Below are 25,392 nucleotides of genomic sequence, written 5' to 3' on the forward strand. Positions count from 1 at the left end.
TCGCTTCAAAGTTTCGACGATTTCGCGCTTCTAAGCGCGTTCTGTATCGGCGGTGTGTCGCACGGGTCACACAAAAGGTTCATCCCGGTTGCACAGCCAATGCAGAGCGCGCGCCTTCTAGGATGGCGGGCGGACACAAGCCAAGGATGAAAGGGGTTTTCCCCAGCCGGTTTCACGGCTGCGTGCCAATTATGCCACGCGATGACCTAAGGGCAGGCGCTTAGATTGTCGCGACCCAGGCGCGGGCGATAGCCAAACCAGCAGCGTCGGCGTCGGGGCCGTGGCGGGCCATTTCACCATCGAGCTTGCCGACCCAGTCGGGATGGCGCGCGGCGATGGTCGGTGCGAAGGAGGTGCTCCAGTCCTTCACCATCGGCCGGTCGGCCTCGAAATGGAACTGAAAGCCATAGACGGCGCGGCCGACACGAAACGCCTGGTTTTCGGCGACATCGTTGCCGGCGAGCCGCACGGCGTTTTCCGGCAGCACGAACGTGTCGTCGTGCCACTGGAAGATCGGGAACTTTTCCGGCAGCGCGCCCAGCACCGGATCGGCCTTGGCATCCGGCGTCAATGACACGCCGCGCCAGCCGAATTCGTTGGCGCCGCCGATGCGGTTCTCACCGCCGAAGGCGCGGGCGACGAGCTGGCTGCCGAGGCAGATGCCGAGAACGGCGCGATCCTTGTCGGCGAAATCGCGGGTCAGTTCGAGCAGCGCCGGAAAATAGGGATATTCATCGTCGGCCAGCGCATTCTGGCCGCCGCCGAGCACCACCATCGCATCGTGCCCGGCCGCGTCGTCCGGCAGCGGATCGCCCTTGTAGGGCAGGCGCAGATCGAGATCGGCCCCCGCTTCCGCAAGTGCGGCACCAACCTGGCCGAGGCCGGTATTGTCGTAGTTCTGGACCACCAGCACCCGCATCGCAAAACCCTGCTGACATGAAAATGACGGGACGAGCGATATCATGCCGTTCGTATCGCAGCCAAGATGCGCATTCGGAGAGAGAACTATGCCACTGCAGAACCGGGTTGATCCGTTCGGCGCCTTCCATGCCGTGCCCGAGCGCGGGCTGTTCACCGGCAATCGCGGCATCATCCATGATCCCGAAACGAAGACGCTGCTGAAAAAGCGCTGGGCGCTGCAGGCCTGGATCATCTGCGTGTGCCAATTCCGCAATGTGCGGCGCGAGCCGATGGGCCGAAACCGTGCCGGCGGCAAGGCCGGCTGGACCGAGCTGTTCTTCCTTGACGAGGTGACGGCGCTGGCAGCAGGCCACCGCCCCTGCTTCTTTTGCCAGCGCGAACGGGCCAGGGATTTCGTCGGGCACTTCGGCAAAGCTTTCGGCATCGTCGAGCCGCGCGCGCCGATGGTCGACAAAAAGCTGCACAAGGAGCGGCTGGCTTCCGGTGGGCAGACGGTCAAGCTCGATAGCGCGTCGCTGGCGGCCTTGCCGGACGGAACGATGATCGCGGCCAGCAGCAGACCCTACGCGCTGCGTGACGGTGCGGCCCTGCCCTGGAGTTTCGGCGGTTATGGGCCAGCGATCGGTCTCGATGCGCACGAGCTTGCCGATCCGCTAATGATCACGCCTAGGACGACCGTGGCCGTGCTTCGCGCCGGATATCGTCCGGCTTGGGCGGACTGACCGGCGCGCTACTTCAATTCCGATTGTGGAACGATGGGCACCGCCGGCAAGTCGTAGTAGTCGCCCGCGGATTCCGGATACAACTGGCTTTCCATTTTCAGACCGGTCTTGCCGTCTATGGTCCCGGCCCAGACGGAAATGAACGGACTGCCAAACCGACGCCAGAACAGATTTCCGCCGCATACGGAGCAGAAGCCGCGCTCGGCATGTTCGGATGATCTGAACCAGCGCAGTGTGTCGCCGGTGATGGTCGCCTGCTTCTGCTCAACCTGCGTCGCCGCCGCGAAATGGCCGCTTGCCTTTCTGCACTGATTGCAATGACAAGCAACGATCGGACGCAGCTCGCCAGTCAACTCATAACTGACGGCACCGCACAAACAGCCGCCTCGTGTAATCCTGTCCAACCCACGCCTCCAGACTGCGTTGTCCTGCACTCCAGACTGCGCGATGCAGCAACGGACCTACATCGGTATTCCGACCGCGCCATGTCGTCTTTGCCGCACAGCCGGCATGCGTGGCTTGACGCCGGCGGCCGGCTCGCTCATTCCTCGGCGATGCGCGCCAATTACAAGATGCAACGCCTGTTCGTGCCTGACGATCTCGGTCCGGAGATCGAGTTCGACGCCGGCCAGCAGCAGAGCCACTATCTCCTGCATGTGCTGCGGCTGGGCGGAGGCGCCGAAATCCTGGTGTTCAATGGCCGCGACGGCGAATGGTCGGCGGCCATCGCGGCAAAGACGAAGAGAGCGGTGCGGCTGAAAGTGCTGGTGCTGCAACGGCCGCAGCCGCCATTGCCCGACCTCGTCTACTGTTTCGCGCCGCTGAAGCAGGGCCGGCTCGACTATCTCGTGCAGAAAGCGGTGGAGATGGGCGCCGGCGTCCTGCAGCCCATCATCACCCAGCACACGCAGGTGGCCAAGCCGTCCATCGACCGGCTGCGTGCCAATGTCGTCGAGGCCGCCGAACAATGCGGCATCCTTGCGGTGCCGGAGGTGCGCGAGGCGGAAAAGTTCGAACGCCTGCTGACCGGCTGGGACAAGGACCGTCGGCTGATCTTCTGCGACGAGGACGCCTCGACCAACAATCCGCTGCCTGCCTTGCAGGCGGTAAAGGAAAGGAAGCTGGGGCTGCTGGTTGGGCCGGAAGGCGGCTTTTCCGATGATGAGCGCAAGATGCTGCGCGCCCTGCCCTTCGTGACCGCCATTCCGCTCGGGCCGCGCATCCTGCGCGCCGACACGGCGGCCGTGGCGGCACTTGCGGTGATCCAGGCAACTGTCGGAGACTGGTAGGAGGTCATTTCTTGCAAGAGGCGGTCCCGATCGTAGCATTCAATTCCTCTTGACCTGTGGCTCAGGATTTTTTGCTTGATCGGCTGCTGACATTTCGTCCATTTACCGCCGGCGGTCGCCCGACCGCCTCTGAGGGCTGAACCATGGCGCGCGACACAACCGATTTCCGGCCGATCGAAAACATCGACGAACTCGTCGAGCACCTGGCCGAAGGCAACAAACCGCGCGACAAATGGCGCATCGGCACCGAGCACGAGAAATTCCCCTTCTATGTCGATGGCAACGCGCCCGTGCCCTATGGCGGCGAGCGCGGCATCCGCGCCATCCTCGAAGGCATGCAGCACAAACTCGGCTGGGATCCGATCATGGATGACGGCCGCATCATCGGCCTGGTCGAGCCGACGGGCCAGGGCGCGATCTCGCTCGAACCGGGCGGCCAGTTCGAGCTTTCCGGCGCACCGCTGGAGACCATCCATCAGACCTGTCGCGAAGGCAATGCGCATCTGGCGCAGGTGCGCGAGATCGCCGAGCCGATGGGCATCCGCTTCCTCGGCCTCGGCGGCAGCCCGAAATGGTCGCTGGCCGAGACGCCGAAAATGCCGAAGTCGCGCTATGAGATCATGACCCGCTACATGCCCAAGGTCGGCACCAAGGGCCTCGACATGATGTATCGTACCTGCACCATCCAGGTGAACCTCGACTTCGAGAGCGAGGCCGACATGCGCCGCAAGATGCAGGTGTCGTTGAAGCTGCAGCCGCTGTCGACGGCATTGTTCGCCAATTCGCCGTTCACCGAGAGCCATCCGAACGGACTGCAAAGCTGGCGTGGCGACATCTGGCGCGACACCGACAACCAGCGCTCCGGCCTGCTCGAATTCTGCTTCTCACCCGATTTCGGTTTCGCCGACTATGTCGAATGGGCGCTCGACGTGCCGATGTATTTCGTCATCCGCGACGGCCACTATCACGATATGACGCACATCACCTTCCGCCAATTCATGGCCGGAGCGGCGCGCAATGAAGTGCCGGACGGCCTGCCGACCATGGGCGACTGGGCGAACCATCTGTCGACATTGTTCCCCGACGTGCGGCTGAAGCGTTTCCTCGAAATGCGCGGCGCCGACGGCGGCCCGTGGCGGCGCATCTGCGCGTTGCCGGCTTTCTGGGTCGGGCTGCTCTATGACGAGGCAGCGCTCGACGCCGCCGAGGCGTTGACCTCGAGCTGGACCTACAAGGAAGTGCTGGCCATGCGCAACGCCGTGCCGGAGCTCGGCATTGCCGCGCCGTTCCGCAACACCACGCTGCGCGAGATCGCGCGCGATGTCATGGCCATTTCGCGCACGGGGCTGAAGAATCGCGGCAAGAAGAACCGTGACGGCTACGACGAAACCTCGTTCCTCAACACTTTGGACGAAGTGGTTGCGCGCGGCACGACCAGCGCCGAGGAGATGCTTTCGGCTTACCACACGCGCTGGGGCGGCTCGATCGAGCCGGTGTTCATGGAATACGCCTATTAACCCAGTGGCAAAAGCTGCTTCAATCGAGCGTTGAAACGAATTAGGCTCTCTTCCGAGGAATTCAGGAGGAGAAGCCGATGCCTACCTTGTTCGACATGCTGACGCAGGCCCAGAATGGCAACGGCATGCAGGCGCTTGCCCAACAATATGGGCTTTCGATGCAGCAGACACAGGCTGCGGTCGCCGCTCTGCTGCCAGCCTTTTCGCAGGGCTTGCAACGCAACACCGCCGACCCTTACGGGCTCGGCGCCTTCATGACCGCGATGGCAAGCGGCCAGCACGCCAAGTATTTCGAGGACGCGACTCGCGCCTTCTCGCCGCAAGGCGTTGATGAAGGCAATGGCATTCTCGGGCATCTGTTCGGCTCTAAGGACCTGTCGCGCGCCGTCGCCAGCCAGGCGGCGCAAGCGAGCGGCGTCAGCCAGCAGGTCCTGCAGCAGATGCTGCCGGCGATCGCCTCGATGGTGATGGGCGGACTGTTCAAGCAGACGACAGGTCAGATGCAGGCCGCTGGCGGCTTCGGCGGTGGTAACAATCCGCTGGGCGAGATCATCGAGCAGATGATGCGGCAAGGCGGCATGCGGGCGCCGGCGCCGCAACAGCGCCAGGCACCGCCGCAGACCCCGATGGACAACCCGCTTGGCAAGGTCTTGCAGGACATGTTCGGCGGCAGCACGCCGCAACCGCAAAGCCAGCCGCAGCCGGCACCCAATCCGTATGGCGACAATCCGTTGGGGAAGGTGCTGCAGGACATGTTCGGCGGCGGTACACCGCAGCCGCAAGGCCGGACGCAGCCGCAGCCGCAGCAGACACAGAGCCCCTATGGCGACAATCCGCTGGGGAAGATTTTTGAAGAGATGCTGCGCGGGGGCGGAGGCTTCGGCATCCCGGGTGGGCAGCCAGCTCCGCAACAAACTCAGGCACCGCAGCAGCGCCAGGCTCCCCAGCCGCAGGCCAATCCGAGCGGCAGGCCGAGAAACCCGTTCGACGATATTTTCGGCAAGATGTTCGAGACCGGCGCCCAGCAGCGGGACGACTACCAGAAGGGCGTGGAAACGATCTTCGACCAGTTCAAGCGGGACATGGATCGGCGGTAGGCGCCAGACCTAGCTAGGGCCATTTCTGAGCAAGCCAGAAAAGAAAAGCCCGGTCCTTGGGAGGACCGGGCAGCGTGCAGGCAGGCCGGCGGGGAACCGGCAGGGAGTGGGGAGCCTGCATAATCCTTGGTCGCGCTGAACCGTGGAAAGGTTCAACAGGACCGCAACTGATCAATCAGGCCACCTGGCGGGCGAGATCCTCGATCGCTTCCACGCGATCGCTGGCAATCTGACGCAAGATCACCGTCGGGTCGCGGCCGAACGGCACGTCGATGGCGACATGCAGGTCGGCGCGCGTCAGGCCGATATCGGCGAGCTCGGCATCCGACATCTCGCCAAGGCGATAGAAGGCGCGGCGATTTTTCCAGGCGCGGTAGACGTTGGAGACGGTGTTGGCCACGCGCGTCGCAACGGCCGGACGCGAGGTGATGCGCGAGGTCTCAGTGGCGAAATCATACGTGGTCATTGTCGGTCTCCTTCAGACTCGAACGGACGAAACCAGGCAACAGACGCTGGCAACAGCGGCCGTTCCGGTCCCAATTCACATGCCTTCATGTGGACAATGCCAATTTGCCATCACCCGATTGATTAATCCAACGAATGTTTCTAATCTTTAGCATCAACATCAATGATGGATTGGACCGATGAAAGCGCCGCTCGATCTCGATCAGTTGCAAACCTTCATCTCGATCGCCGACACCGGCAGCTTCACGCGGGCAGCCGAAGAGGTGCACCGCACCCAGTCGGCGGTGTCGATGCAGATGCGCCGGCTGGAGGAGCGTATCGGCAAGCCGCTGTTCGAGAAGGAAGGGCGCAACAACAGGCTGACCGAGGAAGGCGACAAGCTGCTCTCCTATGCCAGGCGGCTGCTCTACCTCAACCGCGAGACGCTCGCCGCCTTCGACGACCAGCGGCTCGAAGGCACAATCCGCATCGGCACGCCTGACGACTATGCCGACCGTTTCCTGCCGGAGATCATGGCACGCTTCACCCGCTCCAATCCGCGCGTCGAACTGACCGTCATCTGCGAGCCGACGCCGGGACTGGTCGAGCATATCAAGCGCGGCAATCTCGACCTGGCGCTGGTGACGCACAACGATGTGCGCGGCCAGTCGGAAGTGGTGCGGCGCGAACCGCTGCTGTGGGTCAGTTCGGCCAACCATGCGACGCATGAACAGGTGACGCTGCCGATGGCCTTTGGCCGGCCGAACTGCATCTGGCGGCGCGCTGCCGTCGATGTGCTGGATCAGCAGAACCGCGACTATCGTATCCTGTTCACCAGTTTCTCGGCGACCGTCATCACCGCCGCCGTGCTTTCAGGCCTGGCGATCTCGGTGCTGCCGGAATGCGCGCTCAGGCCCGGCATGCGGGTGCTGGGCGAGGCCGACGGCTTCGGCGCCCTGCCCGACTGCCGCATCGGCATCATGCGCGGGCAGACCTCACGGCCGGAGATCGTCGATGCGCTTGCCCGCCACATCTCGGAAAGCCTGGACAACATCTCGGTGCCGCTTGGCGAAGAGACGGGAACATTCGACTTCGCGGCCCTCGCCTTCGCCAAGATGAAGCGGACCAGGCCGAACCAGATCCTGCCGGGCTGGTAGGAAGAATTACGCGCGCATCGACGCTGGTCCGCTCTGAATGAGCGACAGGCCCGGCAAGAGCAGCAACTGGGCAGGTTCGAGCGGCGGCGCGAGCAGGTAACCCTGCATCTGATGGCAGCCCATGCCGACGAGCAGCGCCTTTTGCTCCTCGGTCTCGACGCCCTCCGCGGTGACTTCGACATCGAGCGCTATCGCCAGGTCGATCAACGCCTTGACGATCGCGGCGGAGCTGGAGTCTTCGTCGAGAAGGCGCACGAAGGAACGGTCGATCTTGAGCTTGTCGATGAGATGACGGCGCAGGTAATTCAACGATGAATAGCCGGTGCCGAAATCATCGAGCACCACGCCAACGCCCGATCGGCGCAAGGCCTCCAGAGCCATCCTGGTGGTGTCGTTATTTTCCAGAAGCACGCTTTCGGTGATCTCGAGCTGCAATCGCGCCGGCGGCAGGCCGGTCTCGGCGAGGATCGAGGCGACCTGCTCGGCAAAACCTGCGTCGCGCAGCTGCAGCGGTGAGACGTTGACGGCCACCCACGGCAATTGCGTGCCGGCTGCGAAGCGGCAGGCCTCGCGCAGCACCCATTGGCCAAGCTCGCCGATCATGCCGCGTTCCTCGGCAATGGCGATGAACTGTTGCGGCGGCAGGGCGCCATGAATCTCATGCGCCCAGCGGATCAGCGCCTCGCCCCCGACGATCGTCCTGCCGTCGGCGGCGAAAATCGGCTGATAGGCCAGCTTGATCTCGGTCCCGCCACGGAGGGCGCGGCGGAGCGCGTTCTCGACCTTGCGCTTGCGCAGCAACAGGTCGTCCATGTCACCGGCAAAGACCTGATAGCGGCCGCGGCCATTCTTCTTGGCCTCGTAGAGCGCAATATCGGCCTTGCGCAGCAGATCGTCGGCATCGACTTTTGGACCCGACGCCAAGGCTATGCCGATGCTGGCGCTGACGAAGACCTGATCATCCGTCAGCCGGAAAGGCTCCTGCAATTTCCGCAGCAGCCGTTCCGAAATATCCTCGGCTACCCTGGTGTCGCGAATATCGACCAGGATGATCGCGAACTCGTCGCCGCCGAGCCGCGCCACCGTATCGACTTCGCGGATCGTCCTCTGCAGCCTGGCCGCTGTCTGGCGTACAAGTTCGTCGCCGGCGGGATGACCGAGCGTATCGTTGACATGTTTGAAGCGATCGATGTCGAGATAGAGCAGCGCCGTCCTTGCGGTATCGCGCCCGGTCGTCAGCAAAGCCCGTCGCAGCCTATCCTCGAAAAGCGCCCGGTTGGGGAGCCCCGTCAGCGTATCGTGAAAAGCGAGATACTGTGCGTCCGCCTGACTTGTCTGCAGCGCCAGCGATGTCCGTCGCAGGCGCCGCAAGAGAAAAGCCAGCGCACCGGCGGCAAGCAGCATGCCGGCGATCAATGCCGGGCCGGCCTTGCGTATCAGTGTCAGACCGGGGCGCTCCTGATCCCAGCCGATATAGCCGAGAATGACACCGCGCGAATCCATCAGCGGAATGGCAGCCGAGCCGACCGATTGCGACAGAGGCAGCAGGTGGGCGCCATCGAGCAGATATTTTTCAGCGATCTTGCCGATAACGGTGGCGTTGATGAACTCCACCGAGACATGCAGATATTCGCTTCGCGGCGCCTGGGTGACACGGTCCGAGCTCGGCACAAGCGGCATGACACTGAGAATGGCGGGCTTCCCGTCAAGCGACACCAGATCCTCGGCGACCATTTTGGCCGGGCCGCCGGATGTGCTCTCCTTCGGCGGCTGGGCGATCAGCTGGCGCAGCTTCTCGATGGTCGGCTGCAGTTCGGGCTCATCCGCACCATAGACGGAAGCCGGCACCACCTTGCCTTCCTGCATGGCGTGGATCGGACGGTTGACATCATCCAGCACATAGACCCGGTTGTGACCGTAATAGGAATACATCCAGACGCTGAGGTTTTCGGCCATCCACGCCTGGTTGCCTGATTTGGCGTTGGTGACGGAATCGTCCCAGACCGAGACACTTTCCTGCTCGCGCTCGACGGCGGCGATCTGGTCCTGCAAGCCGTTGGCGAAGAAGATCTTTTGGCGCTCCAACGAAACGCGGTCCGCCTGCACGGCGGCGTAGAAGCCGAAGCCCACGACCATGACCAGCGCGAAAGCGGCAAGCGCCAGCACGGTCAGCGTGACCTGATACGTCAATGGGCTGCGATGTGCGCGTGCGCTCATGCGTCCTCGGCCAGCTTCGTTGGGCGCCAGTCAACCAAACCAGCCTTAAGATCGGGTTATAACATTTGGGCAGGCCCTGGCGCCTTGACGTGGGAGCCCAACCGTCCCCCAATCGGCCGATGAGCGACGCAGCATCCGAATCACGCACCAACGCCACCGAATACACGGTGAGCGAGATTTCCGGCGCGCTGAAGCGCACGGTCGAGGACGTTTTCGGCAATGTGCGGGTGCGCGGCGAAATCTCCGGCTATCGCGGCCCGCATTCCTCCGGCCATGCCTATTTCGCGCTGAAGGACGACCGCGCCCGGCTCGACGCCGTGGTTTGGAAAGGCACGATGAGCCGGTTGAAATTCCGTCCCGAGGAAGGGATGGAGGTGATCGCCACCGGCAAGCTCACCACCTATCCCGGCAAATCCAACTACCAGATCGTCATCGACAATCTGGAGCCTGCCGGCGCCGGCGCGCTGATGGCGCTGCTGGAAGAGCGCAAGCGCCGGCTGCAGGCGGAAGGACTTTTCGATGCCGGCCGCAAACGCCGGCTGCCGTTCATGCCGCGCGTCATCGGCGTCGTCACCTCGCCGACCGGCTCCGTTATCCGCGACATCATCCATCGCATCAAGGACCGCTTTCCGCTGCATGTGCTGGTCTGGCCGGTGCGCGTGCAGGGCGAGACATCAGGCGTCGAAGTGACCAATGCCGTCACCGGCTTCAACGCGTTGGCCTGGGACGGCGCCATCCAGCGCCCCGATCTCTTGATCGTGGCGCGCGGCGGCGGCAGCCTCGAGGATTTGTGGGGCTTCAACGACGAGGCACTGGCCCGCGCCGTTGCGGCCTCGGGCATTCCGGTGATTTCCGCCGTCGGCCATGAAACCGACTGGACGCTGATCGACCTCGTCGCGGATGTGCGGGCGCCGACACCGACGGGCGCGGCCGAAATCGCCGTGCCGGTGAAGGCCGATCTCGAAGCGACGCTGGCCAGCCTTGGCGCGCGGCTCAAGGCTGCGGTGCTGCGCAATTTCGAACGCAAGCGGCAGGCCGCCCGTGCGGCGGCGCGCGCTCTGCCCTCGCCCGATCAATTGCTGGCGCTGCCGCGCCGGCGCCTCGACGAGGCGACATCGAGGCTCGGCCGCGGCCTGTCCGTCAGCGTCGATCGCAAACGGGCACGGCTTCAAGGCCAAAGGCTGACGCCGGCCACCTTGTCTCGGCGCATGAAGGAGGCGCGCACGCTGACCGGGCGTGACCTCGCCCGCGCGCAGGCGGCGTTCTTTGCCATCGTGCGTGAGCGCCGCACCCGCTTTGCGCGCACCGCGACGCGGCTGTCGCCGGCACCGATCGCGCGCCGCCAGAAACTGCAGGCCGACACATTGGCGGCACTCGCCAGGCGGCAGGATCGGGTCATTTCGTTGCGGCTCGAACGCCTGCGCGGCCAGTTGAGCCAGGCCGAACGCCTGCTGACCACGCTGTCGCACAAGGCCGTCCTGGCGCGCGGCTTCGCGCTCGTCAAGGATGCCGACGGCGCCGTCATCAAGCAGGCGGCTGACGTGGCATCGGGGATGGCGCTCTCGCTGGAATTCGCCGACGGCACGGCGGATGCTGTGGCAACCAGCGGTGCGGCGCGGCCGAAGCCGGTTGCGAGGCCTGTGACCAAGACCAAGGAACCTGGCAACCAAGGTTCCCTATTCTGAGACGCCCATGACCGATAGTTCGCATCACCTGAAAACGCCGTCAGGCAAACCGCGCGCCCGAAGCTTCGGCATCGGTTTTGACGGCACGCCGGGCTCGTTTAACGCTATCACCGATGTGCCCGGCGTCACGGTCGGCTATACGACGCTGATTTCAGGCGACGGCGCGCTGGTCGTCGGCAAGGGACCGGTGCGTACCGGCGTCACCGCGATCCTGCCCAGGCCACTTGCTGAGCTGGCCACGCCGGTCTTCGCCGGCATTTTCAGCCAGAACGGCAATGGCGAACTGACCGGCTCGCACATCGTCGAGGAAACCGGCGCTTTCAACTTTCCGATCACCATCACCAACACGCATTCATGCGGTGTTTCGCGCGACGGCACGCTGCGCTGGATGCAACGCGTGTTGCCGGCCGCGCTCGACAGTGGCTGGGGCCTGCCGGTGGCGGCTGAGACCTATGACGGGTTTCTCAACGACATCAACGGCCACCATTTGACCTTTGAGCACGTGGCCCAGGCGCTTGACGGTGCGGTCAGCGGCCCAATCGAGGAAGGCAGCGTCGGCGGCGGCACCGGCATGATCACCTTCGGCTTCAAGGCCGGCTCGGGGACGGCTTCGCGTGTCGTCGAATGGCAGGGCCAAGCCTACACGGTCGGCGCGTTCGTGCAGTCGAATTTCGGCAAGCGGCGCAATTTTGCCCTTCGTGGCCTGCGCGCCGGGCTCGAACTCGCGGAGCCGGCGATCCGCGAAGGCACGCCGCGCGCCGAAAAGGGTTCGATCATCGCTGTTGTCGCCACCGATGCGCCATTCCTGCCGCACCAGATGAAGCGGCTGGCACGCCGCGTACCGCTCGGCGTCGCCATGACCGGCGGCTTCGGCTATCACAGCTCAGGCGACATCTTTATCGCCTTCTCGAGAGCCAATCCTGCCGCCGCACTGGCGCCGTCAGGCCTGATCGCCAATGCCGATTTCATCCCCGACACCGACATCGACCCATTCTTCGATGCCGTGATCCAGACCGTCGAAGAATCGATCCTCAACGCCTTGGTCGCCAATGACGACATGACCGGTCGCGACGGTAATTTCGTGCCGGCGCTGCCGAAGACCTGGCTGAAAGAAAAGTTTGGGCTGAAAGAAAAGTTCGGCTGAGACGAAAACGCGGACCGAAAGGCCCGCGCATTCAAACCGAGTGGACGTTAAAATCTATTCCGCGGCCTTGCTGGCGGCCTGCTGGTGCTCGTCGGCCTCGGCGGCTTCCTCGAGCCTGGAAGCGATGAGTTCCTGGATATCACCGACTTCTTCCTGGATGTCCTCCAGGGGAATACCGACTTCCGCAGCTTTGGCGGCACATTCCTTGGCCAATGTCTCGGCCTGCTTGTCGATTCTGGCCTGGGACTGGCAATGGACCTTTTCGCCGATCCATCCCCGCAAGAACTCGATCGCGTGTTCACTCATACTGCTGTTCCCCTGGCGGCAAAGCCGGTTGGTAATCATAAACGTCGGCATCCCGCAAAGGATGCATGTTCCCATTCGAGCCGAGTCGCGGCCACCCGGCAAGTCAATGCCGTCCAGGGTCCACAGAGCTGAAGGAAATCGAGGGGTGAAAAACATTTTCTGATTCTGAAGGACTGTACCGTTGGCGGGATCTGGCCCGCTCCGAGCAATTGCTTCTACCTTTTACGGCTTTCAGTCCGTTTAGTAATCTCAATGGCTGTCGCTACAGCCGCCTTTGACGTTTCGCTTCTAGGCGCGAGCCAGCGAAGCCGCCGGTATATAGTGATATCCTCATCCAATGTCGACTCCTCCCAACGGTGCCCACAGGTTGCACCAAAGTCGCACCCCCGCGCACCCCATCAGAAGCTCTCAACCCATGGTCTGAGTTCCATTTCCCAGGTCCAGGCGCTGCGGTGCTGGCGATGGATGGAGAGATAGGCTTCGGCGATCGCATCCGGTGACAGCCGGCGATCCGGCGGCCCGGACTCCTGTCCTGATACGGCCGAGGCGATGCCGCCATCGATGATGAAATGCGCGACGTGGACGTTCTTCGGCGCCAGTTCACGAGCCATGGACTGGGCCAGCCCGCGCAAGCCGAATTTGGGCATCGCAAAACCGGCCGAGCCGGCGAACCCCTTGACGCTGGCCGTCGCCCCGGTGAAGAGGATTGAGCCGGAGCCCAGAGCCACCAGCCGGCGGGCCGCCTGCTGGCCGACCAGGAACCCGCCATAGGTCCCAACCAGCAAAGCCTGGCGGACCGCCTCGGGATCGAGTTCCACTATCGGTCCGCGGGCGCGTCCGCTGGCGTTGAAAACCACCAGCGAGAGCGGACCGGCCTTGTCGGCGACGTCGAACAAATGCTCGACCGATGCGGCATCGGAGACGTCCGTTGCCACGGCCTGTGCACCGGTCTCAGCCTGCAAGGCACCGAGTTTCTCGATGTTGCGGGCGGCCAGAACGACGCTGAACCCTTCCTTCGCGAGAAGGCGCGCCAGCGAGGCGCTCAGGCCGGAGCCCGCACCGGCGATGACGGCGACATTGGATGTCATGAGACTTCTCCTTTTTCCACGGGACTGCGGTCGATGGCTGGCGAATGAGCGTCTTGAAACTTGCCGGATCAGCACGGTGACGGCAACGCGCAAACCAAGAAAAAGGCCGGGCGCGAAAACGGCCCGGCCAAAAAGAAGGTCATAACCTTCAGAGGGGAACACCGCTCGGCGAAATGGGAGGAAAACACCGAACGGATTTTTCTCTTTTGGACCGATTCTCGGCCAGGCGCGACGAATGATTTTCTAAAAATCGGCCAGGATGGCAAAAATCCTGTCCTTTCCAACCCAAGGCTCAGCCAACCCGGCTTTCCCTTTCGAGCAGATCGGCATAATGGCGCCGCGCGACGTCGGGATGCGAGCGCAGCCGGCTTTTCAGCACATTGGTTCCGACATCGCGAAACAGCGGATTGTCCGGATCGCTGGCTGGTCCGCGCGCCTGCGCCGCCAATTCCTCGGAAAGGCCAAGCAGCGGTATCGTCGCATCGAGCCTGGCGCTGAAGAAGAACGGCACCGAAATGCGCTCGACGCTGGCGGGCGGCGTCACGACGCGATGCACGGTCGCGCGCAAAAAGCCATTCGAGGCGAGTTCGAGCAATTCGCCGATGTTGACGACGAGCGTGCCGGGAATGGGGTCCACATCCACCCAGGTGCCATCATAGTCGACTTGCAGACCCTTATTGTCATCCTGGAGCAGCAGGGTGAGGAAACCGCCATCCTTGTGCGCGCCGACACCCTGGTCGCCGCCGGTCGCATCGCGGCCGGGGTAGCGCACGATCTTCATGCGATGGTTGGGCTCTGCGCTGTAGATCGGGTCGAAAGCATCCTCGGGCTGATCGAGCGACAGCGCGAAGGCCTTCAGCAGCCGGATCGCCACGGCCGTCACCTTGCTCTGCCAGGCAAGCAGCGCCGGCTTGAGATCCGGCAGCGCCGCGGGCCACTGGTTCGGTCCCTGTAGCCGCGTCCAGGCGGGAATTCCCGGCCCTTGCGCGATGGGCTGACGCTCGACGCCGATGTCGAGCTGTTCGCGCCAGTCCTCCTTGCCCTTGGTCAATTCGCCGCCGGCGCGGGTGTAGCCGCGGAACTGCGAGGACTTGACCATCTCGATTGCAAGCTTGTCGGCCTCCGGCAAGGCAAAGAACTGGCGCGACGCGGTGAGCACCTCGCTGATCTCCGCCCAGGAGATGCCATGTCCGGCCAGATAGAAAAAGCCGATGTCGCGCGAAGCGGAACGCAAGTCCGCCAGAAATGTCCGGCGTTCCGACGCGCCTTGCTCAAGACGGCTCAGATCGAGCACAGGCACTATTCTGGGCATATCAGGCTCCTTTCCTGGCGCGTTCAGGGCGTTGCTTGAAATCTACGCCCGGAAAACCCAGCCGATTGAACATGCAGGTACTTTTTCGCGACCGAAGCCGCCATCAACGCGCGCAAGTCTCATCGACTTCAGATTGCCGGGAAAGAAACGATCAGCCCTTCGTTGCGGCCGTGACGAACAATTTTTCCATTCGTGCGGGCAAGCGGATGATGATCGCGATCCATTCAGGGGAATTCAGGCGGAGCGCGGCCGCTTTGTCTCGCACCGGGCGTGCCGCTTCGGTATCGCCGTCATTTCAACCGGCAAATCCAATGCCGAGGAGCGAAATCTCGCGAGTCGCCCGCGATTTATTGGCCACATCGCGGCAACTATCCGTCGCTTTCATCAAACACTGCAAAAATAAATATAAAATAATATTCGTAGTATAATTATGATTGCGCACAAAATCAGCTGACTGAACAGTCGCCGATATTGGCGACCACCTTTCAGCTACCCGTTCCTGCCGACTTGAGAGCCATTGCCTTGAGGGCGACTATTCCGGCCGGCGTTAATCGCTTTGGTCCCGCGCCCCTGAGGGGCCGATCGCTCAAGAGGAGATCTCGAGATGGACGGGTATGACGAATCGATGTTCGACGACCTTGCCTTTGATGAAGCGGAAGGCCCTGCCGACAGCTACGACGAATTCGACGAAATGGACGAGGGCGATGGCTTCGATGAGGCCGACGAAGGCGACGAGTTCGACGAAGGCGACGAATTCGAGGCCTCCGGCTTCGACGAGATGGACGCCGGCGACGAATTCGATGCCGGTGACGAGTTCGACGAAGGCGACGGCTTCGATGAAGGCGATGAGTCCGACGACGATGCCTGGGACGAGGCCATGAGCTACGCGCTTGCGGCTGAAGACAGCGACGAGTTCTTCCGCCGCATTGCCCGTGGCATTCGCGGCGTCGTGCGCACCGTCCGGCGTGCGGCTCCCACAATCGGCCGCATCGCCCGTGCGGTGGCACCGGTCGCCAGCCTTATTCCCGGCGTCGGCACCGCGATTGGCGGCGTCGCCAATGTCGTCGGCCAGCTGATGGCGGACGAGGCCTCTGAAGACGAGGCCCTCGACGCCTTTGCCGAGCTCGCGGTGCGCAATCGCCGAGCCATTCCCGTGGTCGCCGCACTCGCGACGAGACGCGTGCTTGGCCCGGCGGCCGTACGCATGCCGGCGGCGGCGCGCATTCAAGCGGTCCGCACCGTTCGGCGCGCCGCCACCCAGCTTGTCAACCGTGGCGGGCCGACCGCGATCCGCGCGCTGCCTCGCATCGCCAGCAGCGTCCGCCGCACGGCCGTGACGCGCCGCACCCCGGCGTCCGTGCGGCCGCTGGTATTGGCACGCACCGCGCGTCGTGTCGCGGCGCGCGGGCAGGGTCTGCGCCGGCAGTTGACGCGGCCCTTGCAGCGAGGGCGCCAGATCGTGCGCCGCACCGCGGCGGCGGTTCGCGCCGGCATGGCCCCGGGACGCAATCTGGCGCGTATCGCCGGGCGGGCTGTGGGGCGGGCTGCCGGCGGTTGGCCAGGCGGTTGGACAGGCGGACATGGCCCAAATCATGGGCGCCGGCGGCATATCGTCATCCGCGGTCCGGTCAGCATCACCATCCGGTCCAACTGAAGCCCCGACTTGCAACGGAAGGATCGTGGCGATGCGCACGGGTTCTTCGACCAGGCGGTTCCTGGACACCAAACTGCGGGCCCTTAAAGCCCGCGCCCAGCGCCTCAACCGCCTGACACCGAGGCGCATCGGGCTTCGTCCCGAGGACCTGCCCTATGCGCCGTCGCGGGCTCACTTCCATGCCGCCAACAAGCGGTTGGCGAGCATCGGCAACGCCATCAACCGGCATATCATCGAGATCGAGCGCGGCTGGCCGCCTGCCACCGCCCAGGCCGCGCTCACCCAGATGGCCATGCTCGATCGCAGGATCGATCGGCTGCGCCGGACCTTCGGCATGTTCTTCGAGGTCATGTCGCAGCGCGGCTCAGGCTTTGCGCCGGCGCTCGCAGCACATGACGCGATCGCGCTCGATTGTTACACGGTCGTCCGCGCTGCCCTGCCTGGCGTCTTCGGCGGTCCTCTCTTGAAGCCGCTGACCTATATGGAACATGGCTATTCGCCGGCGACGCAGCGTCGCGGCGTCGCACTCGCCCGGTTGCTCGGCGACAGCAATCCGTTCCCGGTCATCCGTGTTCCCTGGGATCGCGACAATCCCTGGCAGTCGGTCTTCCTGCATGAAGTCGCCCACAATCTGCAGGCCGACATGGGCCTGTGGCAGGAGAACGCGCAAGCCGTCGCCAACCGCCTGGCCTCGATGCGATTCGATCCGTTGGTGGTGACGATCCTGCGCCGCTGGCATAAGGAAATCTTCGCCGATCTCGCGGCACTGCTGCTCGGCGGCACCGCGTCGGTCTGGGGCATGATGGAGTTCCTCGCCCATCCCGGCGCGCGTGCCCTCACCTACCGCCCCGGCGGGGCGCATCCAACCGGCTGGATCCGGGTTCTGATCCTGACCCAGATGCTGCGGCGCATGGGCTTTGCCGCCGAGGCGGCGCGCGCCGAACGTGTCTGGCGTGGCCTTTATAATCCGGCGCGCGGCCACAGGCTGCCTCCGGTCCTGCTTGCTTCGGTCCCTCGTCTCATTCCGGCGGTGGTCGATGAGATCGCCTACCAGCCGCGCCGGGGTCTTGGGCAGCACGCGCTGGCCGACGCCATCCCTTTCACGCGGTCCGACGAAGCCCGCATCCGCCGTGGCGGAATCCTGATCGCGGCCGGGCAAGTGCCCGACCTGCCGCCACGTTTTCTTGTGTCGGCCAGCCGTTTCGCGCTGGAAGCCGGCGCCGAACCGGACGCCATTGCCAAGCTTGTCATCAGAAACCTGGCCCAGCGTCAGGCAAACCGACGGCCCACTGCGCAACCGTCCCCAGCCGCACTCGTTGCATGAGGTGAGATGTCATGGTCGACGTATTTACAGCCGCCGCCAGCCCGGTCTCGAAGTTTCGGTCTCCTGCCACGGTTGCCGTGGACAATCTGCTGCGCAAGACGCTGCGCGTCAGTGACCCGCGCGATCCCGACCAGATCGCCACCGCTCTCTTGAACTTCTATCCCGAGGAAGCAGACAGGGATCGACGCGAACAAGCCGGCCTGCCTTATTCGAGCGTGCCCGACTATGTGCCGCAAGCCCGCAACACGGGCCCGTCCTCCGTCGAGATGGCGCAGGCGCAGGACGATCTCGAACGCGACCTGCAGACGCTTTCGACCTCCTCGCCACTGAAGGACATCCGCATCGAGATGATTGGCTGGGGCCGCTCGATCCGGCAGCTCGCAAATGATGGACTGGCTGCCGCCAGGCTCGCTCTCGATTCAGTCAATCACGACCGTGCCATGTCGGCGCGGCGCCAGCTCGGCGAGTATTCGCGCCTGGCGCGCTATGTCGGCACGCTCACCGACGGCAGCGCCATCCTGTTCAGGCGGTTTGCCCAGAGCTGCGATGTGCTGGCCGGGCTCATTCTTGTCGCCATCGGCGAAGGGCTGGCGTCCAACGGCATCACCCGCAGCACCTCGATCGTACGTTCGGCGGCCGGAGAGCTGCAGGCACGCCGCAACGCCGTCATCATGGCGCTGCGCAGCCTGACCGGTTCGGTTGAAAGCACGCTTGGCCAGGAAGACTGGCCACGCGGCATCGAAGCCTACCGCAATCTGGTGCAGCAGTTGGAAGCCGGTGGCCAGGCGGACCTGCGCGCGCTGCTGGAGGAGAACGCGCTGTCACAGGCGATGGACGATCTGGTCGACCTGTCGACAGGAGCAAGTGTCGAGGGCCTGCGTGAGTTGTCGACGGCGTCCGCGATGCTCGTTCACCGCTTCCAGCGCCTGATCCAGTTCGGCCAGAGCATCCCGGTTCCGATCGACGTGCCGATTACTTCTGGCCCGCCGGAATCGCCGCCGCTGGTGGCATTCGTCTCTAGCCTGCAGCTGTTTGTCGACGCCTTCGTCTCGAAAGGCAGCTCGCGGCTGCTCTATGTCGCGCGCCCGCCGATCATCGTCTACGGCCTCTACGGCGCCGGCGGACCCGACCAGGGGGCCATACGCCTGATGAACCTTACCATCGCGCGCGGTTTCCTGCTTGAGCAGGTCGACTGCTTCGCCGGCTGCGGCTGCGACGACGACGACATCAGCTGCCAGGTGCTCTTGGACTACATGCTGTTCCTGCTCGACCGGGCGATCGACCTCTATGCGGTCGGCACCGATCCGGACGGCCTCGGCGAACAGGAAAGGCGGGCCACCGCCGTCGGCCTCGCCATCAGTGCGGTGCTGGATCTGACCGACCAGTTGAAGAATCCGGGCGTGCTGCTGTGCGAATTCAGCGACAAGCTGAAAAACAAGCTCGGTGTCATCCGTGATGAGTTGCTGGACCCGTTCGGCGGCCCCTTGGCCTGGGACCCCGGCCTGAAGTCGCTGATGGTGCGTGAGCTGCGTATCGCCTATCAGGCGGAGGACCAGACGGAACGCCTGGTGCGTTCGCTGACGCCGCAATGCGACTTCAACGTCTTCAATTTCCGCAACAATCAGTCGCTGATCCGCTGGATGATCCGCGCGATCCTCCAGGATACGTTCGGTCTTGGCACCAATCTGCCGAGCCCGGTCCAGATGCCGTCGCCGATCGCAAGCTCGATGGCGAGCATGGGTCAGAACCGTCCCGACTACTGGTCGGCCTGAGCGGGCAGGAGAGGAGCACGACAATGGCTGCGAAGATTCCGTTCCCCTACCACCCGGCCAACAAGTTCCACGCCGGAGTCAAAGCCCGCTTCGAAGTGGAGGCCGAGACGCCGCAGTCGATCGATCTGTTGACCGACAAGGTCGACAGCGGCAGCAAGGGGACCCAGAAGGCCATCGGCGACGTTGCCAAGGCAATCAAGGGGTACTCCGATGGTGAACAATCGAAGACCTTAGACCGCTTGACCGTCGCGATCGAAACCATAGCCTCCGCGCTGAAGAACCAGCCCAATGGCGACACCATCGACAAGAAGCTTGGCGAGATCGGCAAAGCGATCGACAGGCTGGATGAAACGGTGCAGTCGCTTGGCCTGCGCGACAAAGACAATGTCACGGCGCTTTATGCCGCCGCTGTCGACACGTCGGGCGACATTGTCGGCCGGACGAACGCCGGGCTCTGGTTCAACCACGCGAAATTCATGTCGTTGCAGGACATCGTGACATTCCAGAAGGGCAAGCCGCAGGAAAATCGCCGCAACGAGTTCCTCAAGCGCCTTCGCGATGCCAACACGTTCAGCAGCGGCCTGCCCTCGGTCGTCACCGATAGCGAACTGGTGCGCTTCTTCGACCTCGCGCCAGCAGTGATGAATGCGATTGCCGCCAGCCAGGACCCGGCGTCCGGCGGGCAACAGCCGCCAAGTGCCTGAGAACCCAACTACCTGAGAACTATGAGCCGCCAATTCGAGCAAGATGAGGTCTGATTATGGCTAGTGAATCCAACCAGGTCATCCAGCGGCTGTTCCAGCGCTTCTTCAGGGACGAGTTGTCGGGATTGTCGCCGGCGGACCGCGCCGCTTTCGAGAGCGAATTCGAGGGTCGCTACGGAGAGTTGCTCGACCGCTCGTCCAGCAAGACAACAACCAGCTTCGCGGATCTGGTCGGCTTCGGCGACGGGCCGATCAAGCCGTTCGATTCGTTGCAGATGCCGCTGCTGCGCAACGATTTCGATGAATCGATCATCCCACCGCAGTTGCAGGCCTCGGCCGAACTCTATTACATCTACCAGATGGACCGCATGAAGCTGTTCCAGGTGGTCGATGTATTGCGCCGGCTGTTCCAGAACGGCCAGATCCGCATCCAGCGTGGCCCCGGCGCACGCGGGCTCTACATCCTCGAGAAATGGCGGCCAATCCGCTACAAGCGCCGCGACCGGCTGATCGCCTATCGCCGCGTCTTCAATTATGGCCGCGCACCGGTGCCCGCCGGAGCCATCGTCAACCGCAGCTTCCACTTCCAGCTGGTCGCCTTCATGAATGCGATGTCGCAGTACTTCCAGGATCTGACGATCGGCCAGGTTATTCGCGGCAGCTCCACCATCAACGACCGGCCTTTCGCAGCGCTGGCCACGGTGCAGCGCGTCGGCACCGATCTGCGCTATCACCTAGACCGTTCGAGCTATGGCAACATCCTGGCTCTGACCCGTGAAACCGGACAGTATGTGCAGCAGATTTTCGAGTTGTTCGATGCACCGGACATCAAGAAATCCTTCGACGCCAACACCAAATGGGACGTTATCGAAGCCGTCGCCAACCGTCATCTGGGCGGCGCCACCGAGATGTCGGAACGCGCCAAGATGGCCGATGCGGGGCGGCGAATCCTGCAATACATCGCCGAAAACGATTTCCGCACGACGATCACGCCGGCGGAGTTCGACGCGGACGCCAAGAAGATGGGCGCGCAGGCCGACGCATGGCTGGCCGCCTACCGGCTGACACGCGAAGGGCGGCGCTTCCCTGGCCTCGACGGCGATCGCGTGCATTGGTCATATGGGCTGAACCGCAACACCGCGTCGCGAATAGCCGCCTGAACCGTTCGCCGGGCCTGAAGGGTGTCAGCGATGGACCACCAACTTGCTCTTGCGGGGCGTTTCGCGGCCAAGCCGCCGAACATCGTCATCGACGCCCCGCTGGCGTTGTCACCGATGGGGCTGCTTGTGACGGTAACGCTTTCGCAATCAGCGCGGGTGTGGCTGCCGCGCAGCTTCTACACCTTGCTCGACAACGACGAATACTATCGGCGTCGGCCCGATCAGATGGGAGGCGGTTGGCTCGCCCCCGGCACGCGCGATGTCATCCTCAAGGAATTGACGCTGGAGCTCGAACCATGGCGCCGGGCGTGGCAGAACGGCCGCCTGTCATCCCGGGTGCACTGGATTGGTGACGCCCAGTATGAAAGCGCGCTGCCCGAGCGTGAGGAAACAGCCCTGTTGCCGCGCTTTGAAGGTTGCTGCGCCGCGCTCGAAACACGTTTCGGCGATGTGGCCGGCACCGCAGCTCCGCTCGACGAGTGCGCGCGCGACGTGGTCGCGCTCTCCGCCGCGCTTCAGCCCGACAGCACCTATGTTCTCACCATCGCCGGCAATGACGGCGCCAGGCCGCCATTGTGCGACTATCTCGAACGGCTGGCATTTCCCACCAAACGCCATCCTGGAGCAATCCCCGGATGGTCCGGCCCGGCGCTCTGGCCCGCTGCTGCTCCAATCGCCGCGAGCGGCCGCAATGCCGCGATCGTGCAGGTGGTCGCCCCGGTCATCCTGGCGCTGCCCGACGGCTGGAGCGAGACCGACTGGGCGCTGGAAGATCCGGCCGACCACGATGACGGGACGCCGGACGATCCTTGGCGCAATGCCTGCGCGCTCTGGTACGAGCTGGTGCCGAAGGAGGCTGCGGCATGAAACCGCCTCGCATCCACCCGGTCCATGGCCTGCGCACCAATGCGCGCGACCTGGTGATGATCAGCGTCGCGGGACAGGTCGCCTCGCCGACCGAGAGGGGGACGCCATGGCGTATCGGCTATGATGGCCGACCACGCTCGCTGCCGGGCACCGGCGGTATCGTGCTCAACCATCGTGTCGGCGACCCCTGTGTCGGCCTGGCCGGCGACCATGTCGAACCGGCCGTGTCGATCCGCAACGAGGCGCGCGCCGCCGGCGGCAGCCCGGACGCCGCCAACCAGGCGCTGCAGAGCTATTCCTGCGTCGGCAACCACGCCATCGTCACCACAGGCCGCGCCGCCGGCGCGCGCGGCGTGGTGACCGGCAAACATGGCGGCGTCGACACCGTGCTGATCGACTTTCCGCTGCCGGCGATGCGGCAGATGGCGATCGGCGACCGCATCCAGGTCTGGGCCTATGGGCTTGGCCTGCGCCTGACCGACTATCCCGACGTCGCGATCTGGAACTGCTCGCCGCGGCTGCTCGCCCGCTGGCGGCCGGTCGAGCGCAACGGCAGGATCCACGTCAAGGTTACGCACCGCATCCCCGCCCGCGTCATGGGCTCGGGCCTCGGCCGCAACAATGTGCTGCGCGGCGACTACGACATCCAGATGTCCGATCCCGGCATGGTGCGGCGCTACAAGCTCGGCTCGCTGCGTTTCGGCGACATTGTCGGGATCATGGATGCCGACAACCGCTATGGCCGGTCGCGGCTGGGAGGGCATGTGTCGGTGGGCGTCATCGTGCACAGCGACAGCACCGTCGCGGGTCATGGTCCGGGCGTTGTCTCACTGCTTTCGGCGCCGGCCTCGGTGCTTCAGCTGGAGCTCAGCCCGGACGCCAACATCGCGCGCTATCTGGACATTCGCCCACCCCGACCGGCACGGCCATCGGTTCCCTTGCCAACCGTCGAGCAAAGGGAACGAACCGTGGCAAGGCTGCGTCGGCGGGCGACGGCATCGGACCCAAGCATGGTGGCCGGATCCGGCTAGATCCGAGCCCGGGCGGAGAAACGATTTACGAGAAAGGGATCGGCATGTCATATCTCGACGAACAACTCGACGCGCTGGTCAACGAGGCCGCGCAAACCGTCGCTCACCGCTCGCCATGCGGCTGCCCGCGCTGTCGCCGACAGCAGGGCTTTCGCGCCGTCGAGGTCAGGCGCCGGCATTTTCCGAGCTGTGGCTGCGGCAGTTGCGGCGATGCCTCTTCCTTCGACGAGACAGCCATACGGCGCGGTCGAGCCCTGCGTTCAGCGCGTGGCCAGACGTCGGTGCGGGCGCGCGGGTCACAACTGCCGGGCTGGCGCGGCTGGACGCCGCCGGTCTCGCTGGCTGCGATCGACGCGGCGCGCACCGCCGCGAGCCGGGGCGAACACGTCGATGCTTTGTTGCGGCCGTTCCTGGCGCCGGGGCCGCAGGTCTATCGCATCACCCGCGCCGGCATCGACCGCGACCGTCCGCTCAGCATCGGCATGACCAAGGGCAACAATTCGATCGCGCAGAGAATTATCGAACACTACCGGCAGCCGAGCCGAGCCGACCCTCGGGTAAACACCGCGATCCGCAACCTGCAGCCGGGCCAGATCCTGGTCCAGGCAGCCCGGCTCACCCGCCAGGCCATGCATCCAAGGCGGGCCAGGAACTACGAAGGCTGGCTGCAGGACCGGGAGCGCCCGCTGCTCTACGACCCCAACAGCACGACATTCGATGAAATGGCACTGATGCGCAACAATTGAACCAGGGAGATTCCCATGCACGGGCAAGTCGCACCTCATGCAAGGTCGGTATGGGCCGACCTCGACGCCATCGTTCTTCAGGAGGTCAGGGCTCTGCGTTCCCCACAGCCGCGCCCGGCTGAAACGCCATTCAGTTCCGACGACGAGTTCATGGATCGCACAATGGCCTATCTCGAAGGTCGCGGCGAAGAGGCCCGTCTCCTGATGGAGCGACTGCGAGGCTTGCTCGGCCTGACTGCAAGTGCGGGCGCGGATCAGGCTGAGGCGTCGCAAGAGCCCGCGGATGAGGCTGGGATCGATGATCCGGCGCAACCGGGGGCCATGCCCGTGGATGCCGCGCCGGCGGAGTCCGAACGCGAGCAAGACACATGATGCTGTTTTCGCCCACCCCCTTCGAACTCGACCGGCTAGCCGACGAAGCGGACTATGCGGTGGTCGGGCCGACCGACGGGCGCGCCAGGGTCACGCACACCAACCGCTTTCCACACAGCGCGGTCTGCCACATCGAGCGCGATTTCGGCGACGGCAGGATGACCGGCTGTACCGCCTTCCTGATTTCGCCGACGCGGCTGTTGACCGCGGCGCACTGCATCACCAGTCCGATCCGGCAACGGCTCGGCCTGCCCAATCTCGCCGTGCGCATCCGTGTCACGCCGGGTCGAGCCTCGCGCGAGGCGCGGCCGTTCGGCTGGCAGTGGGCCAAGCAATGGCACGTCAACCCGCCATACCGCCGCCGTCCGTCTGGCCTGCACGATGTCGGGCTGATCGAGCTTGAGCGGCCGTTTTCGCCATCGCCCGGGCACTTCCGGCTCTGGTCGCCGAACCGCCAGGATCTCGTGAGGCTTCGCAGCTCCCGGCTCCTTCACATTTCGGGCTATCCGGCCGACAAGCCGGACGGCACGCAATGGGAGCATTCCGAGCGCCTGGACCGGATCACGGAACGGCAGCTTTTCTACAGCGTCGATACCTGTCCGGGACATAGCGGCGCTCCGGTCTGGATCCATCGCCAGCAGGCCGGCCCACCGGTCGTGATCGCGGTTCACACCGCCGGTCCACGTCCACATTCGGGTGGTGCCTGGGGGTGCCGGCCCGGGGTGCCGCTCGCCCCGGCCGGCCTGTTCAACCGAGGCGTCAGGCTTACCCCTGACCTCTTGCGCTCGATCCACGCCGGATTCAGGCGCTGAAAGGTGAAAATTGGCGGCCCAATGATGATTTTTGGAATGCTAATATTTCGG

The 25,392-nt window shown here is 64.2% G+C and carries 25 protein-coding genes; 18 read left to right on the forward strand and 7 right to left on the reverse strand.

The annotated features are described in order from the left end of the window. Nucleotides 1-220: 220 nt before the first annotated feature. Nucleotides 221-919, reverse strand: a complete 699-nt coding sequence (locus AC0V7N_RS33670; protein ID WP_475460648.1) for a type 1 glutamine amidotransferase — start codon at nt 917-919, stop codon at nt 221-223. 88 nt (nt 920-1,007) lie between these two features. On the opposite strand from AC0V7N_RS33670, the gene AC0V7N_RS33675 reads away from it, so the two are divergent. Continuing rightward, complete coding sequence (locus tag AC0V7N_RS33675) at nt 1,008-1,643, forward strand: hypothetical protein (protein ID WP_475452991.1); 636 nt, start codon at nt 1,008-1,010, stop codon at nt 1,641-1,643. 8 nt (nt 1,644-1,651) lie between these two features. On the opposite strand, the gene AC0V7N_RS33680 is transcribed toward AC0V7N_RS33675, so the two are convergent. Further along, complete coding sequence (locus AC0V7N_RS33680; RefSeq protein ID WP_475452993.1) at nt 1,652-2,047, reverse strand: GFA family protein; 396 nt, start codon at nt 2,045-2,047, stop codon at nt 1,652-1,654. Between the two features lie 150 nt (nt 2,048-2,197). On the opposite strand from AC0V7N_RS33680, the gene AC0V7N_RS33685 reads away from it, so the two are divergent. The 3 genes from AC0V7N_RS33685 (at nt 2,198) to AC0V7N_RS33695 (ending at nt 5,546) form a co-directional block, all read left to right on the forward strand. Then, nucleotides 2,198-2,932, forward strand: coding sequence for a 16S rRNA (uracil(1498)-N(3))-methyltransferase (locus AC0V7N_RS33685; protein WP_475460650.1), 735 nt, complete (start codon nt 2,198-2,200; stop codon nt 2,930-2,932). 143 nt (nt 2,933-3,075) lie between these two features. Beyond that, nucleotides 3,076-4,449 (forward strand): glutamate--cysteine ligase, encoded by a 1,374-nt coding sequence (locus AC0V7N_RS33690; RefSeq protein ID WP_496627584.1) that lies wholly within the window; start codon nt 3,076-3,078, stop codon nt 4,447-4,449. Between the two features lie 77 nt (nt 4,450-4,526). Then, nucleotides 4,527-5,546 (forward strand): DUF937 domain-containing protein, encoded by a 1,020-nt coding sequence (locus AC0V7N_RS33695; protein ID WP_475452995.1) that lies wholly within the window; start codon nt 4,527-4,529, stop codon nt 5,544-5,546. Nucleotides 5,547-5,721: 175 nt separating this feature from the next. On the opposite strand, the gene AC0V7N_RS33700 is transcribed toward AC0V7N_RS33695, so the two are convergent. Continuing rightward, nucleotides 5,722-6,012 carry a DUF1127 domain-containing protein gene (locus AC0V7N_RS33700; protein WP_475452997.1) on the reverse strand — a complete coding sequence of 97 codons (291 nt, stop codon included), beginning with the start codon at nt 6,010-6,012 and terminating at the stop codon, nt 5,722-5,724. A gap of 178 nt (nt 6,013-6,190) precedes the next feature. On the opposite strand from AC0V7N_RS33700, the gene AC0V7N_RS33705 reads away from it, so the two are divergent. Further along, nucleotides 6,191-7,147: a LysR substrate-binding domain-containing protein gene (locus AC0V7N_RS33705; RefSeq protein WP_027042588.1), complete on the forward strand. Its 957-nt coding sequence runs from the start codon at nt 6,191-6,193 to the stop codon at nt 7,145-7,147. 6 nt (nt 7,148-7,153) lie between these two features. Here the strand turns inward: AC0V7N_RS33705 and AC0V7N_RS33710 are convergent, their stop codons facing one another. After that, nucleotides 7,154-9,364 carry a bifunctional diguanylate cyclase/phosphodiesterase gene (locus AC0V7N_RS33710; RefSeq protein WP_475452999.1) on the reverse strand — a complete coding sequence of 737 codons (2,211 nt, stop codon included), beginning with the start codon at nt 9,362-9,364 and terminating at the stop codon, nt 7,154-7,156. A gap of 119 nt (nt 9,365-9,483) precedes the next feature. Between AC0V7N_RS33710 and xseA the strand changes: the two genes are divergently transcribed. Both xseA and AC0V7N_RS33720 read left to right on the forward strand, forming a co-directional pair. Continuing rightward, nucleotides 9,484-11,049, forward strand: a complete 1,566-nt coding sequence (xseA, locus tag AC0V7N_RS33715; protein ID WP_475453001.1) for an exodeoxyribonuclease VII large subunit — start codon at nt 9,484-9,486, stop codon at nt 11,047-11,049. Between the two features lie 7 nt (nt 11,050-11,056). Next, nucleotides 11,057-12,193, forward strand: a complete 1,137-nt coding sequence (locus AC0V7N_RS33720) for a DmpA family aminopeptidase (protein ID WP_475453003.1) — start codon at nt 11,057-11,059, stop codon at nt 12,191-12,193. 54 nt (nt 12,194-12,247) lie between these two features. Here the strand turns inward: AC0V7N_RS33720 and AC0V7N_RS33725 are convergent, their stop codons facing one another. The 3 genes from AC0V7N_RS33725 to AC0V7N_RS33735 all read right to left on the reverse strand — a co-directional run bounded on the left by AC0V7N_RS33725 (nt 12,248) and on the right by AC0V7N_RS33735 (nt 14,899). Beyond that, on the reverse strand, nt 12,248-12,655 hold the full coding sequence (locus AC0V7N_RS33725) for a hypothetical protein (protein ID WP_475453005.1): 408 nt from the start codon (nt 12,653-12,655) through the stop codon (nt 12,248-12,250). Nucleotides 12,656-12,897: 242 nt separating this feature from the next. After that, a complete protein-coding gene (locus AC0V7N_RS33730; RefSeq protein ID WP_475453007.1) occupies nt 12,898-13,587 on the reverse strand; it encodes an SDR family NAD(P)-dependent oxidoreductase in 690 nt (229 codons plus the stop codon). A gap of 292 nt (nt 13,588-13,879) precedes the next feature. Next, the gene (locus AC0V7N_RS33735) at nt 13,880-14,899 is read right to left on the reverse strand and encodes an isopenicillin N synthase family dioxygenase (RefSeq protein WP_475453009.1); all 1,020 of its coding nucleotides are present in this window, start codon (nt 14,897-14,899) and stop codon (nt 13,880-13,882) included. 31 nt (nt 14,900-14,930) lie between these two features. Here AC0V7N_RS33735 and AC0V7N_RS33740 point away from each other — a divergent pair, with 31 nt between their 5' ends. The 11 genes from AC0V7N_RS33740 to AC0V7N_RS33790 all read left to right on the forward strand — a co-directional run bounded on the left by AC0V7N_RS33740 (nt 14,931) and on the right by AC0V7N_RS33790 (nt 25,341). Then, nucleotides 14,931-15,302, forward strand: coding sequence for a hypothetical protein (locus tag AC0V7N_RS33740; RefSeq protein WP_475453011.1), 372 nt, complete (start codon nt 14,931-14,933; stop codon nt 15,300-15,302). A gap of 201 nt (nt 15,303-15,503) precedes the next feature. After that, nucleotides 15,504-16,553 (forward strand): serine/threonine-protein kinase, encoded by a 1,050-nt coding sequence (locus AC0V7N_RS33745; RefSeq protein WP_475453013.1) that lies wholly within the window; start codon nt 15,504-15,506, stop codon nt 16,551-16,553. Nucleotides 16,554-16,584: 31 nt separating this feature from the next. Continuing rightward, nucleotides 16,585-17,877, forward strand: coding sequence for a hypothetical protein (locus tag AC0V7N_RS33750; protein WP_475453015.1), 1,293 nt, complete (start codon nt 16,585-16,587; stop codon nt 17,875-17,877). Nucleotides 17,878-17,888: 11 nt separating this feature from the next. Next, entirely contained in the window at nt 17,889-19,649 is a 1,761-nt protein-coding gene (locus tag AC0V7N_RS33755; RefSeq protein ID WP_475453017.1) for a hypothetical protein, read from the forward strand. Between the two features lie 23 nt (nt 19,650-19,672). Continuing rightward, complete coding sequence (locus tag AC0V7N_RS33760) at nt 19,673-20,353, forward strand: hypothetical protein (RefSeq protein WP_475453019.1); 681 nt, start codon at nt 19,673-19,675, stop codon at nt 20,351-20,353. 56 nt (nt 20,354-20,409) lie between these two features. After that, on the forward strand, nt 20,410-21,513 hold the full coding sequence (locus AC0V7N_RS33765) for a hypothetical protein (protein ID WP_475453021.1): 1,104 nt from the start codon (nt 20,410-20,412) through the stop codon (nt 21,511-21,513). A gap of 30 nt (nt 21,514-21,543) precedes the next feature. After that, complete coding sequence (locus tag AC0V7N_RS33770) at nt 21,544-22,380, forward strand: hypothetical protein (RefSeq protein ID WP_475453023.1); 837 nt, start codon at nt 21,544-21,546, stop codon at nt 22,378-22,380. Beyond that, nucleotides 22,377-23,411, forward strand: a complete 1,035-nt coding sequence (locus AC0V7N_RS33775; protein ID WP_475453025.1) for a DUF4438 domain-containing protein — start codon at nt 22,377-22,379, stop codon at nt 23,409-23,411. Before AC0V7N_RS33770 ends, AC0V7N_RS33775 begins: the two co-directional genes overlap by 4 nt. Before the next feature lie 44 nt (nt 23,412-23,455). Next, on the forward strand, nt 23,456-24,157 hold the full coding sequence (locus AC0V7N_RS33780; RefSeq protein ID WP_475453027.1) for a hypothetical protein: 702 nt from the start codon (nt 23,456-23,458) through the stop codon (nt 24,155-24,157). A gap of 15 nt (nt 24,158-24,172) precedes the next feature. Beyond that, a complete protein-coding gene (locus AC0V7N_RS33785) occupies nt 24,173-24,529 on the forward strand; it encodes a hypothetical protein (protein WP_475453029.1) in 357 nt (118 codons plus the stop codon). After that, the gene (locus AC0V7N_RS33790) at nt 24,526-25,341 is read left to right on the forward strand and encodes a trypsin-like serine peptidase (RefSeq protein WP_475453031.1); all 816 of its coding nucleotides are present in this window, start codon (nt 24,526-24,528) and stop codon (nt 25,339-25,341) included. Before AC0V7N_RS33785 ends, AC0V7N_RS33790 begins: the two co-directional genes overlap by 4 nt. The last annotated feature ends 51 nt before the right edge of the window (nt 25,342-25,392 follow it).

The sequence above is a fragment of the Mesorhizobium kamtschaticum genome, assembly GCF_056174585.1.